The organism is Tardiphaga sp. 866_E4_N1_4 (genome assembly GCF_052076075.1).
Lineage (GTDB): Bacteria > Pseudomonadota > Alphaproteobacteria > Rhizobiales > Xanthobacteraceae > Tardiphaga > Tardiphaga robiniae.
Genome location: NZ_CP197242.1, coordinates 5,780,444 through 5,796,339 on the forward strand (window position 1 = coordinate 5,780,444; position 15,896 = coordinate 5,796,339).

Consider the following 15,896-nt stretch of genomic DNA (forward strand, 5'->3'; position numbering starts at 1 on the left):
GGCATCACATGACAACCAGGGCATTCACGAAAAGTCTTTATCTATCCGCCGCACTCTTGCTGTCGGCGCAGGTCGCCAGCGCTGCCGAGACCGTCAAGATCGGCGTGTTGAACGACCAGTCAGGCGTGTTCGCTGACAATGGCGGCGTCGGCTCGGTGGCCGCGGCCAAGCTTGCAGCTGAAGATTTCGGCGGTGAGATCAACGGCCAGAAGATCGAGGTGGTCACCGCCGATCACCAGAACAAGCCGGACGTCGCTGCGGCCACCGCCCGCCGCTGGTTCGATACCGAGAACGTCGACATGATCGCCGACGGCGCCGCATCGTCGGCCGGCTTCGCCATCCTCGAAGTGGCAAAGCAGAAGGGCAAGATCTTCACCATCAGCGGCCCGGGATCGTCGGACTTCACCGGCAAGGCCTGCTCGCCGGTGAGCTTCCATTTCAACTACGACACCTATGCGCTGTCGAAGCTGACCTCTGAGGCCATCACCAAGGCCGGTGGCAGCACCTGGTACTTCATCTCGGCCGACTATGCTTTCGGCCATGCCTTGCAGCGTGATGCGACGAAGTTCATCGAGGGCGCTGGCGGCAAGGTGATCGGTTCCTCCGCACATCCGCTCGGCACCACCGACATGGCCTCTTTCCTGCTGCAGGCGCAGGGCTCGAAGGCCAAGGTCGTCGGCCTCGCCACCTCGGGCGCCGATGTGCAGACCGCCATCAAGCAGGCCGGTGAATTCGGCATCGTCGAGAGCGGACAGCAGCTCGCCGGTCTTCTCGTCTTCATCACCGACGTCAATGCGCTCGGCCTCAAGGCGACGCAGGGCCTGCAGGTCACGACCTCGTTTTACTGGGACCTGAACGATGAGACCCGCGCCTGGACCAAGCGCTATTTCGCGATGACCAACAACAAGGTCCCCAGCATGGTGCAGGCCGGTGTGTATAGCGGCGTGCATCACTATCTCGCCGCCGTGAAGGCCGCGGGCACCAAGGACCCGGCCGTGGTTGCCAGGAAGATGCACGAGATGAAGGTCAACGACATGTACAACAAGGACGTCACTGTGCGTCCCGATGGCCGCGTGTTGCACAACATGTATCTGGTGCAGGTGAAGAAGCCGGAAGAATCGAAGTACAAATACGACTACTACAAGGTCGTCACGACTTCGCCCGGCGAACAGGCGTTCCGGCCGATGAGCGAAGGCAACTGCCCGCTGGTCAAGGGCTAAGCGAACCACGACATCGCGGGTGCGGCCTGGCTGCGCCCGCTTCTCGATCTCTCTTGGAATGAAGACGAAGGAGTGCGGCATGGTGAGTGCCATTGGTTTTATCGGTCTTGGCGTGATGGGCGAGCCGATGTGTCGCAATCTGGCCCGTAAGTCGGGCGTGCCGGTGTTCGGCTTCGACCGCGCCGATGCGCCGCTTGCGCGTCTGGCCGAAGCCGGCGTCAAGCGCGCCACCTCGCTGGCCGAACTTGCTGGGCAGTGCGATGTCATCTTCATGGCGCTGCCGAGCGGCAAGCATGTGCAGGCGGTGTGTGAGGGCGATGACGGGCTGCTTGCGTTTGCCGATGCGCGCCACACCGTCGTCGATCTCGGCACCTCGCCCGTCGAAGCCAGCCGCGAACTCGCCGAGCGCTTCGCCGCCAAGGGCGCGGCCTATGCCGATGCGCCGATCGCGCGGACGCGACAGGCCGCGGAAGAGGGCACGCTGAGCGTCATGGTCGGCGCCAGCGCGCCGATCTTCGCCAAGCTGCAGCCGCTGATCGCCACTTTCGCCACCGACATCACCCATTGCGGCGATATCGGCGCCGGCCAGGTGGTCAAGATCCTCAACAATATGGTGCTGATGGAAACCGTCGTCGCGCTCGGCGAGGCGCTGGAAACGGCCAAACGGGCCGGGCTCGATCCCAAGCTGGTGTTTGAGACGCTCGCCAAGGGCTCGGCTGACAGCTTTGCGCTGCGCAATCACGGCATGAAGGCGATGCTGCCCGACACCTTCCCGGAGCGGGCCTTCTCGACTGAATATGCTCGCAAGGACATCTCCTACGCGCTCGATCTTGCCAAGTCGGTGAACATCAAGCTGCAAGGCGCGGAACTTGCCGACAAGATCCTGGGCGAGGCGATTGACGCCGGTGATGGCGCCCTCTACTGGCCGGTTTTGGCGCGCGTCATCAAGGCGTCGCGTACGGCCTGATCGGAAGCTCCCATGAAGAAGCCTGCGACCAAACCTGCAACGACGGACGTCCCGGTGCGAGAAGCCGGCGAGGGCGTCGCAGCCGTCGAGCGGGCTTTGTCCATTGTGGCGGCGCTCGAAACCGCTGACCAACCGATGATGCTGGCCGAACTCGCTGCTCGTACCGGCTTCTACAAGAGCACCATCCTGCGCCTTTTGAGCTCGCTGATCCCGACCGGTTATGTCACGCGGCTGCCGGATGGTAGCTACGACCTCGGGCCGACCGCATTTCGCCTTGGCGTCGCTTTCACCCGCAAGAATGCGCTCGGCCATCATGTGGTGCCGGCGTTGCAGGAGCTGGTCGATCGCGGCACCGAGAGCGCGTCGTTCCATGTGCGGCAGGATGCCGACAACCGCGTCTGCCTGTTTCGGGTGAACTCGCGTCACGCGACGCTCGACCGCGTCGAGGCCGGTCACAGCTATGCACTACTGCGCGGCGCGGCCGGACACATCATTCTCGCTTACGCCGGCAGCACCGGAAAACGCTATGACGCCATTCGCGCCACTGGTTTTGATGTCTCGCTCGGCGAACGCGATCCGAGCTGCGCGGCGGTGGCTGCACCTGTGTTCGGCCCGCGCGGCATGCTCGTCGGCGTGATCTCGCTGTCGGGGCCGCGCGAGCGCTTCGGCGCAGCAGAGATCGCCGAGATGAAACGCGTACTGGGCCCCATTGCCAAAAAGCTCACAATGAATCTGGGTGGCGAATGGCCGGCCTATCAACGCTGACAATTTTACACGGGGCGCGAAGCTGCGCAGGAATGGCCTGATCCATGGCAACATCTTCATCCCCACCCGACGTGCTCGTCATCGGTGGCGGCAATGCGGCTCTCTGCTCGGCGCTGATGGCGCGTGAAGCGGGCGCATCGGTGCTGATGCTGGAATCCGCGCCACAGGCGTGGCGTGGCGGCAATTCCATGCATGTGCGCAACCTGCGCTGCATGCATGACGAACCGCAGGATGTGTTGGTCGAGGCCTATCCCGAGGAAGAATATTGGCAGGATCTCCTCAAGGTCACGGGTGGACTGACCGACGAATCGCTGGCGCGCATGGTGATCCGCCATTCGTCGCGCTGCCGGCCGTGGATGCGCAAGCACGGCGTGCATTTCCAGCCGCCTCTGTCGGGCGCGCTGCATGTGGCGCGCACCAATGCCTTCTTCATGGGGGGCGGCAAGGCGCTGGTGAATGCCTATTACCGGTCAGCCGGGGCGCTCGGCGTCGCGATCCGCTACGATACGCCGGTGAAGAGTCTCGAACTCAGGGACGGCGAATTCGTCGCCGCTGTCACCGAGTCGGGCGAGCGCATCACTGCCAAGAGCTGCGTGCTCGGTTGCGGCGGCTTCGAGTCCAATCTGGAATGGCAACGCGAGGCCTGGGGCCAGAACGAGCGCGGCGAATGGACGGCGGAGAACTTCCTGATCCGCGGCACCCGCTTCAATCAGGGCGTGTTGCTGAAATTCATGATCGATGCCGGCGCCGATACCATCGGCGATCCCACCCAGGCGCATTGCGTCGCCATCGATGCCCGCGCGCCGCTCTATGACGGCGGCATCTGCACGCGCATCGATTGCGTCTCGCTCGGTGTCGTCGTCAATCGCGAAGCCAAGCGCTTCTATGACGAGGGCGAGGATTTCTGGCCGAAGCGCTATGCGATCTGGGGCCGTCTTGTCGCGCAACAGCCGGGCCAGACCGCATGGTCGATCATCGACCAGACGGCCATCGGTCGCTTCATGCCGCCGGTGTTCGATGGCACCAAGGCCAATACGCTGGACGAACTGGCCACGAAGATCGGCGTCGATCCCGCGACCTTCGTCGAGACGCTGTCAGCCTATAATGCGGCCTGCCGTCCCGGCACGTTCGATCACACCGCACTCGACGATTGCCGCACCGACGGGCTCACGCCCGCAAAGACCCACTGGGCGCGGGTGATCGAAACGCCGCCGTTCTACGCCTATCCGCTCAAACCCGGCATCACTTTCACTTATCTCGGCATGAAGACCGATGCGACGGCGGCCTGCCGCTTTAACGGCGTCGCCAGCAGCAACCTGTTCGCCGCCGGCGAGATGGTCGCCGGCAACGTGCTCGGCAAGGGCTACACCGCGGGCGTCGGTATGAGCATTGGCACGGCGTTCGGTCGCATCGCCGGCGTCAATGCGGCAGCGGTGACCGGCCATCGCCATCCTACATTCCACGAGGAGCTTAGCTATGCCGCCGGTTACTGATCTGGAGGCGCCCGTCGCCGGCGGCGCCTGCGACGGCGGCGTCAGCTTCGCCGATGCGTTGAGCGCTGGCGAAGCCGAGATCGCGCGCGTCATGCAGATCTGCAACGCGTGCCGTTATTGCGAAGGGTTCTGTGCCGTCTTCCCGGCGATGACGCGCCGGCTCGAATTCAACGCGGCCGATACGCATTATCTTGCGAATCTCTGTCACAACTGCGGCTCGTGCCTTTATGCGTGCCAATATGCGCCGCCGCATGAGTTTGCAGTCAATGTTCCGCAGGCGATGGCGAAGGTGCGGGTGCGCACCTATCAGGACTATGCGTGGCCGCGCGCGTTCGGCCGGCTCTATGAGCGCGCCGGGCTGACGGTGGCCTTCGCGCTGTCGGGTGGTCTGGCGCTGTTCATGATCCTTGCGGTTGCGATGAACGGCCGGCTTATCCATGAGCCGCTGGCGGGCCAGTTCTATGCGATCTTCCCACACAACTTCCTGGCGCTCTTGTTCGGCACCGTGTTCCTGTTCGCAATGCTGGCGCTCGCCATCGGCGTGGTCAAATTCTGGCGCGAGGTCTCACCGACGAAGGACGGCAATCCCGCCGACATCAAGGCGGCCGCGCAGGCGCGCGTTCCTGCGGTGGCCGAAGCCGTCCACGACGTCGCGCGGCTGAAGTATCTCGGCGGCGGCCATGGCGAGGGCTGCAACGAGGACGATGATGCCTTCACGCCGTGGCGGCGGCGCTTCCACCATTTCACGCTCTATGGCTTCCTGCTGTGCTTCGCGGCGACCTGCGTGGCGACGCTCTATCATTATCTATGGAATCTGCACGCACCCTATGCCTTCACCAGCGCGCCGGTGATTCTCGGGTCACTCGGCGGCATCGGCCTGATCGTCGGGCCCGTCGGTCTGCTCTGGCTGAACCTGAAGCGCGATGCGCTGCGCGCCGACGTCAAACAGAACGCCATGGACCGCGGCTTCATCACGCTGCTGCTGCTGGTCAGCGCCACCGGCTTCGCGCTGCTGCTGCTGCGCGATACCCACTTCATGGCGCTGTGGCTCGCGATCCATCTCGGCACCGTGATGGCGCTGTTCCTGACGCTGCCTTACGGCAAATTCGCCCACGGCATTTTCCGCTCCGCGGCATTGCTCAAGTTCAATATCGAGAAGCGGATGCCGAACCGACTGGGGCTGGGGGGGGAGTAGGCAGCATCCCTGAACGCGCTCTGAATGTCAGCCCGTGGGCGCAAAGCGGACGCCAAGACCTGAGGCGCACTTAACCACGGTGGTTTCGATGTGCGATTGTCGCGACGCTACTACGCAGACCGGAGCCTTCGCCCCGTGCGGTATAGTGTTGCAGAATGATCGATGGCCCGCACTGGATAAATATGATCAGAAGCACCAGCAGGATGGCCGCGATCACCGAATATCTCGGCTTCACGCCTCCCGATCGACAGCGAGGATCGCGTCGCAGAACGTTCCTGGTGCTTCCTGAGGAAGATTGTGTCCGATGCCGCCCTTGATCGTGCGGTGAGAGTAGCGACCTACGAACTTCTTGGCGTAAGCTTCCGGCGGTGGGTGGGGAGCGCCATTTGCGTCGCCTTCCATCGTAATGGTTGGCACTGTTATGGGCGGACTTGCGGCCAGCCGCGTCTCCAGTTCGTTGTACTTGGGCTCGCCGTCTGCGAGGCCCAGTCGCCATCGATAGTTGTGAACCACGATCGCGACATGATCGGGATTATCAAACGCCGCCGCGCTCCGATTGAAGCTCTCATCGGTGAAGTTCCAATTTGGTGACGCGAGCTGCCAAATTAGTCTTGAAAATTCCCGCCGATATTTTTCGTATCCTTCGCGACCACGCTCTGTGGCAAAGTAGAACTGATACCACCATTGTAGTTCGGCCTTCGGTGGAAGCGGCGTTTTGCCAGCGGTCTGGCTTCCGATCAGATAGCCGCTCACCGAAACCATAGCTTTGCAGCGTTCCGGCCATAGTGCGGCGATGATGTTGGCGGTGCGTGCGCCCCAATCGAAGCCCGCAAGCGTCGCTCTTTCGATGCCGAGCGCGCTCATCAGTGCGATGATGTCCGCAGCGATCGCCGAAGGTTGGCCATTGCGAAATGTTGAGCCAGAAATAAAGGTAGTGGTGCCATAGCCGCGCAGATAGGGAACGATTACTCGATAGCCCGCGGCCGCCAATTGGGGTGTAACATCCACGAAGCTGTAGATGTCATAGGGCCAGCCATGCAGCAGGATAACGGCGGGACCGTCAGCCGGGCCTGCCTCGGCATATCCCACGACGAGAAGCCCAGCATTGATCTGCTTGAGCGACTGGAATGCTATATTGCCTCCAACTTCCGGAGAAGGTGCTGTGTTAGGAATCTGTCTGGAGGGCTGCGCACTGGCGGCATCCAGCATGAGAAATGGCGAGGCAGCGAGCGTGAAAGCGGCTGTGCCGCACAGGCTGCGGCGGAGCTTGTCGATCTCGAACGTCATGTGTGATCTCCTGGCCATGTATGTAGGTTGAAGGGAGGAGCTGATCTGGAAAGACGACGTCATGGCTGCCTCTCAGTTTCGTCGAGACGTTCCAGGAAGCGACGAACGAGCAGGGCTACATCGTCCGTCGCTTCATCGAGTGCAAAGTGCCCGGCATCGATGATATGGATTTCAGCCTCTGACACGTCATCACCATAGGCCGCCGCTCCGGCGACGGTGAATGACGGGTCATACTTGCCCCATACGACCAGTGTCGGAGGTTGTCGTTCTCGAAGCCACTGCTGCCATCGTGCGTAGGAGGCTATGTTGGTCTGGTAGTCGAAAAACAGCGCGGCCTGGATGTCGGCCTGGCCTGGTCGTGACAGGAATGAGAACTCGCTGATCCAGGCATCGGGATCATAGCGATCGGCATGCGGGCTGGATCCGACATGCCGTAGCCGCGTTGCTTCGAGTGAGGTGAAATTAGCCTTGAGATTGTCGAGCTCACGGACCGGATCAGCCCAGTATTTCCTGCGCGCCTCCCACAACGGGCTCAGACCTTTCTGATGAGAAACTGCGTTCTGAATGAGGACTGCACGAACGCGATCTGGATGGCTGGTGGCCATACGGAAGCCGACCGGGCCGCCGTAGTCCTGCATGAACAGAGCGTAGCGCTCAATGCCGAGCTTTTCGGTCAACTGATCCATGATCTTCGCGATATTGTCGAACGTATAGTCGAATTCCGAAGGGGACGGAGCGCTGCTATTGCCGAAGCCGGGATAATCCGGCGCGATCAAATGATACTTGTCGGCCAGAAGAGGCAGCAACGGCTCCCACATGCGTGAAGACGACGGGAAGCCATGAAGCAGCAAGACGGTCGGCGCATCCCTCGGTCCTGCTTCTCGATAGAAGATGCTCAGGCCTGCGACGTCCGTCGTGTGATAGGAGATGGATCTGCGGCTCGACGGTAGGTATTGAGCAGAAGAATCGAGAGGAATGCACGCGATGGCAGCCGAAAGCAGCAATTTTGTCGATGTATTCATGAGCGAAATTCCTAATATCCTCGCGCACATCCGTTAGTTGTCGCCGCCGGTGTACGCGCTGAGCGATTAATCTTCGGAGGGCGTTATTGCGGTATGCCGAACCCATTTCAGGTTACGGAGAAAAGCGATCTCCTTTGCCGCAGCCATTCTGCGCCGACGGTCAGGCGTTGGCACGTTATGCGTTGTTAGACTTTGCGAGCGAAATGACGCGTGTCTTGTGTGGCGGCTCGTGACCGAGTTACTCGAACGCCGCGTCGAATATCTCGACATTCAGAAGAGCGGGTTGATTTGTGGCAATGCCATGCGCTCCGATCAACTGCGAGCGCCGAAGTGTCGGAACAACGATGCCGTCGAATGTCTGATGAGCCCAGGAATAGTCGGCAACCAGCGATCCCAGGAGATCGTGATCCATCCGGCGCTGACGGGCATTGTTGTCGAAGTAGAGAATAAGCTCGGATGCGTCCGAGACGGGGTTCTGTGGGATTCGAACGCGCAAGCGCCGCCACTGATCGTCATTCTCCTGCCAGGGCGTCAACTCATTGACTGTGAAGTCCGGGTTGGCAAGAAGGAAGGGCGTGACGAGGCTTGTCCAAATGGCCAGCCCGCAGAGAAAGACAAGATGGATTTCATCGTCATGGGCGGAGCTCGACCTCCGCCGAGAATCGTACAGGCTCGGATTGTGCCAGGCGCCCAGGACCTCGCCGTCTAAGCTTTCGATGGTAACTATCTCTGGTCGAAACGAGCCGCAGCGCTGTCCGTCGGTGATGCCCGTGAATCGTACCGATGGAGTACGGGTCGATCCTTCGGCGATCACGTCCTTGAAGTGACCGGAAAGGTCTGCTTGAGATAGCAGAGAGCCGCGGAGCGTCAGATGCAGGGTAAATCGGCTCAGGTCGTTCCAGCGGGCTAACCCGCCACTAGCGTCGATCACATCGTCCAGAAGTGCCATGCGTCTTTGTGCTCACCGTAGATGAATTCACCATGGCGAGGCATTGTCGGCTTGGCGTGTTAGAAGTTGTTAGGACTTGCGAGGTGTGCCTGTTGCGTTGGCTGGAGCCGGCTTTAGGATCTCAGGAACGCGCGGGCGGAGGCGAGGTCGCGCGTGTCGAGGCCGTCTTGATACCTGACCAGGAGAGGTTCGATCACAGGGCGCACATCCTCGGTGCGCCCTGTGTCGCGCCAGAGATGACCAAGGCTAACTGCTCCACGAAGCTCCCACCCTAGCGCATTCTGCTTGCGTGCAAGCGCGAGGCATTTTTGCAGATGACTTTCAGCTGCCGCAAGGTCACCCGAACGTGCCAGAATGCTGGCCTTGACGCGGAGCATCTCGGGCATATCGAAGGACTCGCCGTGATCGCCCACTTGGGAAATCGCCCCGTCGATCATGTCCAACGCCTCCTCCTGCTTATCCTGAAGCGCGAGCCCTTCAGCGAGCGCGGTGGCGAAGACCGTCGTCATGATGCGATGCCGGGTGGAATAGAGCGTGGCCTGACTGCGGCGAAGATGGTCGACCCCGCCTGAGATATCGCCCCGTCGCAGCAAAAGCTCTCCCTTTTGCCCGATTCCGACAGCGTGATAGGGGCCCAATGAATGTCTGGCTGCATGCCCGATCAATCTATCGATCATGCTTTCAGCAGTGGCCCAGTCGCCGACCCAGAGAAAGACGTAGATGGTCCAGATCAGAGCAATACCCAGCGTTAGAGGCTGTTCGATTTTCTCGGCTTCACGCACGGTATAGACGGCCGCGTCGATGGCGCGATCAGGGCGGCCCGTCAACCATAGTCCGCGCGCAAGCGCGACCAATGCGACGATGCGGTCGTCGTAACCGAGATGCCCAATATTCAAGCGCTGCGTACCGGACGGTTGCATCAAAGCACTTTCGCAAAATGCGACAGCTTTGCCCTGGTTGCCGATCAGATGGTGCGCGACGCCTAGCATCCATTCCACATTCAGCGTGCTTGTGGGGTCATTCAGCTTTCGAGCAATAAGCTCACCCTGCTCGCCCGTCTCGAGCGCGCCGTGGAAGTCGCCAATCCGCGTGAGATAAATATGGAGCCCGCGCAGGAGCCATAATTGCCAATGGAGGTCGCCGAGCTCTTCTGCGAGAAGCAGGCTGCGCCGGAATGCGATATGCACGGATTGCGTATTGCCCTGCGTGAACATGACCGAAACGCCGAGAGCTGTTTGGAGTTGCATCTCCTGGCGCGGATCAGCGGACGACTGTCCGAGAGCGGATATAGCCTGGCGCGTCCAACGATAGCATTCAGTGAGGAGCGAGAGTTCGAGGAAGAGCTGCCCTGCTGCAGCGGCAAGGTCTATGCCGATCGCGGAATCACCGTGATCGGAGAAGCTCCAAGCCAAAGCTGCACGGACATTGGACAGGTGATCAGCGTAAGCAAGAAAGCCGCCGGCGCTGTGTGGTCCTGCAGATTTCAGGGCAATATCCTGGAGAAAGCTGCGAAAATATTCGGCGTGTGCGCGGGCGACGAGATCTGCTTCGCCGCTTTGTGTGAGCTTGTCGGCACAAAACGCGCGGGTGGTGTCGAGGAGGCGGTAGCGAAGGCGACGCTCGGTAGGGGACGTCGTGACGAGAGACTTCGAGAGCAAATTGGAGATCGCCTCGACAGCTTCGGGCTCGGAGATGCCGTTATAGGAGGCAACTGCCAATGCGGCTTCGAGCGTGAACGGTCCGACGAAGACGGACAATCGACGCAATGTCATGCTCTCGGTAGGGGTGAGGAGATCGTAGCTCCACCCTAGGGCAGCGCTGAGCGTTTGGTGGCGCGGAATTGCCGTGCGGCGGCCTCGCCACAAAAGGGAGAAGCGGCTGTCGAGCAGCGAAGCTGTCCCTGCAATGCCATAGGCATTGACGCGGCCCGCGGCCAGTTCGATCGCCAGCGCGATTCCGTCCAGTCGCCTGCATATTTCAGCGATCAGAGGCGCGTCTTCTTCGCTTAACTGAAATTCGCTGAGGCTTTCGGAAATACGCTCGACGAAAAGCTGTGTAGCAGGATAGCTGACAATGTCAGCGACGCTGACCGCCTCGCCCGACGGTGGACAATCCAAAGGGAAGAGACGGTAAACGCGTTCCCCTTCGCTGCGAAACGACTCGCGGCTGGTCGCGAGCACGTGAAGCTCGACCGTGTCCCGGACAATGCGTTCTAGGACGGGGGCGAGCGCATCGATAATATGCTCGCAGCTGTCGAAGATAAGCAGCACGCGCCTGTCGCGCAGATATGACAGCAAGCCCGGCATCGGGTCGTCCGACGTCACCGTCAGATCGAGCGCAGACGCGATCGCGGTTGGGATAAGATTGATGTCCTTGAGCGCGCCAAAATCGATGAACGTGACCCGTCCCTCGAAGGCGTCCAGGTGGCGGTGTGCGACGGCGATCGCCACCGACGTCTTGCCGATTCCTCCAGGTCCCACGATGGTAACGAAGCGGTGTTGCGACAGCTCCAACGCGATCCGCTCGACGGTCTCGTCACGTCCGATCATTCTGGACAGCGCTGTGGGAAGTGATCGGGGGGAGGATGGCGATGCTGGACGTGATGTCTCGAGCGGAGGAGGCACTGCTAGAGACGCGGCGAGACAATAGCCGCGTCCGGGGATATTGACGATGTAACGGGCGCCCTCGGTGCCGTCGCCGAGAGCTTTACGCAATGCGGTAATATGAAAGCGCAGGCTGCCTTCGTCCACATTGACGTCGGCCCAGACACGCTTCAGCAGATCCCTCTTGTCGAGGACTTCGCCCGGATGCTCGGCGAGCGCGACGAGTATATCGAGTGCGCGTCCGCCAATATGGACAGGAGAGCCGTCCCTCTCCAGCAATCTGGAGTTGGGTAGTAGGCGAAACGGCCCGAATATAATGGCCGGACTATTATTGTTCTTGGCTGGCACGGTTATAGCCCCAGGACATTTAACGTCCAGAAAGGTGCCTTTGGTCTATCAGAATGATTTCGCGAGTAAACAGGGGCGAAGAGCGACACAGTGCGGCACTCGCCGGAACTGCCCGAAAAATGCCCAAACTTCAAATTTGCTTTGGCAATAACGACTTAGCTTCTTGGACGCAGGCGGGTGGAGGCTAGATGGGTGTCAATCAGGGGATCTCGCTGTCGTCCTTCATCATAACAGAATCTTGCAAAGTCTAACGAGCGCCCGCCTAAACCTTGCTGCAGTATGGCGTAGGGGTTTTAACACCTCGCCAAATGGGGAAGGCTAGATGATGCGCGATATCGGTTCTCGACCCAACGACGTCATTTTCCAACCTGACTATATTTCCAGCGCCGGAGCGCGAGCGGGCGATTGGGAGCTTGTGCTTCGTGAGAGCCATCACCGCATGAAGAACACGCTGACACTGCTTGGCGCGTCGGTTCGGCGCGATTTCATGCGGATCGAACTGAAAGATCTGCCGGTTGCGGTCGATCGGTTCGAGCGGCGCGTCGTCGCTTTCGGAAAATTGTATCAATTGCTGTCGGATCCGATTGATCCGAACATCGTCGCGCCTGCAGAGTTCTTCGAACGGCTGTGTAGTGCGCTGTCAGAGGCCGTGCTGGAGCCGGCGGGCATTCGTTGCGAAGTCGCGATCGAGTGCGCGAAATTTCAGTCGTCACAGTGTCATCGGATCGCGCTGATACTGACCGAACTGGTGACGAATGCCGCCAAACACGCATTCCCAGATCGACAGAGTGGGCTGATCCGCATCGAGACTGCCTATCGTGACGAGCGCTGGTACTGCACGGTGGCGGATAATGGGATCGGAGCATGCGATCCGGTCCAGGGTACCGGCGGCCGTGTGCTCGAAGGACTCGCGCGCAGTATCAATGCGGAAGTGTACGGCGAGACAGTTGGCCATGGAACGCGCGTGACATTGGCGGTGCCTGCATCTCGTGAAATGTCCGCGAAATAGTGTGACGGACGCCCGATGAGAGGCCGCAAAATGGGCGAGCTTAGCCGCGCGATCGTGTAAGAAGATATGCTGCAAGCTTTGATGCAGGCTGGTTCACCGGGTATGGGGAGGTGATCTGTGGTGAGCGATCAAGAGTTGAGTACTCATCCGCCCGCAGAGCCGGCCGACGACGTGGCATCGTTTGGACGCTTCTGCCTCTACCGGACCGAGCGTCTTCTCGAGTGCGACCGCCGGCCTGTACAGCTTGGAAGCCGGGCCTTCGATATACTTAGCTTGCTGGTCGACCGTGCTGGGGATGTCGTTAGCAAGGCCGATCTGATGGCAAGAGCCTGGCCCGGCCTCACGGTCGAAGAGAGCAGCCTGCGCTTCCACATCACGCAGCTCCGGCGAGCTTTGGGCGAGGAGAGGGGCGGCGAGAACTTCGTGCTCAACGTGCCCGGCCGCGGATATTGCTTTGTCGCTCCGGTGTCTCAGGGGAAACCGACGACCGGCAAGCCAAGTGTGACCAAGCCGATCTCTGGCCGCAGCGGGCATGACTTTCCGCCCAAGCCGAGCAGAGTTATCGGGCGCGACAGGGAGGTCGCGGCGCTCGCCGCCAACTTGGCCGAGCACCGCTTCATCACGCTTCGTGGACCCGGTGGGGTGGGCAAGACCACGGTCGCGATCGCTTTGGCACATGACGTGGGACACCGGTTTGCGGATGGTGTTCGTTTTGTCGATCTTGGTGTGCTTCGGGACGAACGTCTTGTCGCTGGTACCGTCGCTTCTGTTCTGGGTGTCGTCGTTCCTGTAGGGGATCCGACGCCGCGGCTGCTGGAAACTCTGCGCGAAAAGGAATTGCTGTTAATCTTGGACAATTGTGAGCACGTCATTGACGTAGCCGCGCACTTAGCCGAGCAGATCTACGGCTATGCGCCCAAGTCGGCGATTTTGGCCACCAGCAGAGAAACACTGGAAGTTGCAAGAGAGTTTGTCGTTGAACTTCCGCCGCTCGACGTCCCACCAACCGAATTTTCGGTAAAAACGGATGTCGCCAGCTATTCATCGGCGCGGCTGTTCATCGAATGCGCGACTGCGGCCGGCTGTGATGCGTCACAGCTTACCCGCGATGCCGAAATCGTGGCGCGGCTTTGTGGCCGTTTGGACGGCGTGCCGCTCGCGATTGAGCTGGTGGCAAGCCGACTATCGACCCATAGCCTCGTCGAACTTGATGAGCTCATCGAGAGTCGTCTCCGTCTTGCGTGGCCCGGACGGCGAACGGCGCCGCGTCGACATCAATCGCTCAGCGCTGCGATGGATTGGAGTTACGATCTCGTTTCATTGGTCGAACGCAGCTTGCTTCAGTATCTGAGCGTTTTCCCTGGCCTGTTTACGCTCGATGGGGTGCGCGCTCTGGCGGATGGGCTTGCAGAGCGGGACGCAGTCCTGGGGATTCTCGAACAGTTGGTTGCTAAGTCGCTCGTAACGAGTCGAGTGAGCGCCGGGCAGGCGCGCTTTCGGCTGCTGGAGACGACGAGGGCATATGCTTCTGAGAAGCTGGCTAGTTCGGGAGCGGCGCACGCGGCAAATATGAGCCATGCGCGATATGTCCTCAACGCCTTGACGCCTCGCAGTTATGAGCCGGAAGGGGAGCGTCCCGGTGGATGGCTTCACCGGTCTGAACTGCTGGCCGACACGCGCGCAAGCCTCGGCTGGGCGTTCTCGGACGCAGGAGAGCCCAGCTTGCGAATGCCGCTCGCAGCCGTGGCGGCGCGGTTGTTCGTCGAAATGAATCTGCTGGAGGAGTGCCGCAGCTGGTCTGGTCGCGCTCTCAACATCGCTGTATCCGGCGGAGATTATAAAGCCGCTGAAATCGATCTGCTCTGGGCGTTTGGACATGCCTCGATGTTTTCCGACCGCAACAGCCAGGAATGTGAAGTCGCGCTGCTCCGCGGGCTCGAAATGGCCCAGGGGCTGGACGATCTTCAGAACCAATTTCGGCTTCTTAGCCGGCTACATGCGCTCTATCGGCGGACCGGAGAGCGGGAGCGACTGTTAGAGGTCTCGCAGCTTGCGGATATCGTCGCAACCAAACTTGGCGATCCGGCGTCGGCGGGGCGCGCGCATACATATCTGGGTATTGCCTATCATTTACTTGGCGATCAGCGGGCTGCACGTGAGCGGCTCGAAAAAGGGGAGGCGATTGACGCGGAGATTCCGTTTCTGCCGATCGATCATTTTGCATATCCCCGCGGCACCAATGTCATGTCGTGCACCAATCTTTGGTTGATCGGACGTTCCGATCGCGCCGTGGCCGTCGCCAATGGCCTGATGGATGCTCGGGCCAATCCCGACCTTGCGATGTACTGCGCAGGACTTTGCTTTGCCGCACGCGTCTATCGGTTTGTCGGTGATACCGACGCGCTCGAGGAGGCGGCGAACCGGTTGGCGGGATACTCGAGGAAACATGGACTTGGACCGTTCCAGACGGCTGCGCAAGCGCTCAAGGGCGAGCTCTATGTCGCGCGCGGCAACGTGGATGAAGGCGTCGATCTACTGCGCCGGTCGATCCCGCGTATGTTGGCGGAGCGGCTAGAGCTCTACAGCGGAGCCGCCTCACTTGCATTGGTCGACGGATTGGCAGCTCAGGGACGCTTCGACGACGCGCTCGCCTCGCTTCAGATCCGTATCCATCACGTCGCTTCTCAGGGCGAGAGCTGGGAAATGCCGGAACTCCTCCGTGTGCGCGGCGAGCTCCGCTGGCATATTGGTGCCGAACCAGATGTGGATCTTCTTGCCGCCTGCGAGTTGGCAGAACGGCAGTCGGCTTTGTCATGGAAACTGCGAGCGGATTTCAGTCGTTTCCGCCTGGCAGATGCTTCGTTGCGGGCGCAGCGAGCGTCTGATCTGCACGCATCCTACTCGTGCTTCAGTGAAGGCCTTGAAACGGCTGATCTTAGAGCGGTAAGGAGTGCTCTCGATCAGTTCGACCAGTCCTTGATCGGTATGAGCGCTCGCAACAGCTAACGAGGCCTAACAGCGCATAACTGGCAGCTTTT

11 protein-coding genes are annotated in these 15,896 nt (G+C 60.7%); 7 read left to right on the forward strand and 4 right to left on the reverse strand.

All coding sequences use genetic code 11. The annotated features are described in order from the left end of the window. The first annotated feature begins 8 nt into the window (after nt 1-8). From AB8B20_RS27870 to tcuB, 5 genes are all read left to right on the forward strand, one after another. Nucleotides 9-1,220, forward strand: coding sequence for an ABC transporter substrate-binding protein (locus tag AB8B20_RS27870; protein WP_439073864.1), 1,212 nt, complete (start codon nt 9-11; stop codon nt 1,218-1,220). Between the two features lie 79 nt (nt 1,221-1,299). Next, on the forward strand, nt 1,300-2,187 hold the full coding sequence (locus tag AB8B20_RS27875) for an NAD(P)-dependent oxidoreductase (RefSeq protein WP_439073863.1): 888 nt from the start codon (nt 1,300-1,302) through the stop codon (nt 2,185-2,187). A 12-nt stretch (nt 2,188-2,199) separates the two neighbouring features. After that, on the forward strand, nt 2,200-2,952 hold the full coding sequence (locus tag AB8B20_RS27880) for an IclR family transcriptional regulator (RefSeq protein WP_439073862.1): 753 nt from the start codon (nt 2,200-2,202) through the stop codon (nt 2,950-2,952). A gap of 44 nt (nt 2,953-2,996) precedes the next feature. Then, nucleotides 2,997-4,445: an FAD-dependent tricarballylate dehydrogenase TcuA gene (gene tcuA, locus AB8B20_RS27885; RefSeq protein ID WP_439073861.1), complete on the forward strand. Its 1,449-nt coding sequence runs from the start codon at nt 2,997-2,999 to the stop codon at nt 4,443-4,445. Next, entirely contained in the window at nt 4,429-5,640 is a 1,212-nt protein-coding gene (gene tcuB, locus AB8B20_RS27890; protein WP_439073860.1) for a tricarballylate utilization 4Fe-4S protein TcuB, read from the forward strand. The genes tcuA and tcuB overlap by 17 nt, the downstream gene beginning before the upstream one ends. A 231-nt stretch (nt 5,641-5,871) precedes the next feature. Here the strand turns inward: tcuB and AB8B20_RS27895 are convergent, their stop codons facing one another. From AB8B20_RS27895 to AB8B20_RS27910, 4 genes are all read right to left on the reverse strand, one after another. Then, on the reverse strand, nt 5,872-6,927 hold the full coding sequence (locus tag AB8B20_RS27895) for an alpha/beta fold hydrolase (protein WP_439073859.1): 1,056 nt from the start codon (nt 6,925-6,927) through the stop codon (nt 5,872-5,874). 59 nt (nt 6,928-6,986) lie between these two features. Continuing rightward, complete coding sequence (locus tag AB8B20_RS27900) at nt 6,987-7,949, reverse strand: alpha/beta fold hydrolase (protein WP_439074068.1); 963 nt, start codon at nt 7,947-7,949, stop codon at nt 6,987-6,989. A gap of 238 nt (nt 7,950-8,187) precedes the next feature. Beyond that, nucleotides 8,188-8,898, reverse strand: coding sequence for a hypothetical protein (locus AB8B20_RS27905; protein WP_439073858.1), 711 nt, complete (start codon nt 8,896-8,898; stop codon nt 8,188-8,190). A gap of 113 nt (nt 8,899-9,011) precedes the next feature. Next, nucleotides 9,012-11,849, reverse strand: a complete 2,838-nt coding sequence (locus tag AB8B20_RS27910) for an ATP-binding protein (protein WP_439073857.1) — start codon at nt 11,847-11,849, stop codon at nt 9,012-9,014. A gap of 325 nt (nt 11,850-12,174) precedes the next feature. Between AB8B20_RS27910 and AB8B20_RS27915 the strand changes: the two genes are divergently transcribed. After that, entirely contained in the window at nt 12,175-12,858 is a 684-nt protein-coding gene (locus tag AB8B20_RS27915; RefSeq protein WP_439074067.1) for a sensor histidine kinase, read from the forward strand. A gap of 120 nt (nt 12,859-12,978) precedes the next feature. Further along, nucleotides 12,979-15,864, forward strand: a complete 2,886-nt coding sequence (locus AB8B20_RS27920) for an ATP-binding protein (RefSeq protein ID WP_439073856.1) — start codon at nt 12,979-12,981, stop codon at nt 15,862-15,864. Nucleotides 15,865-15,896: the final 32 nt, after the last annotated feature.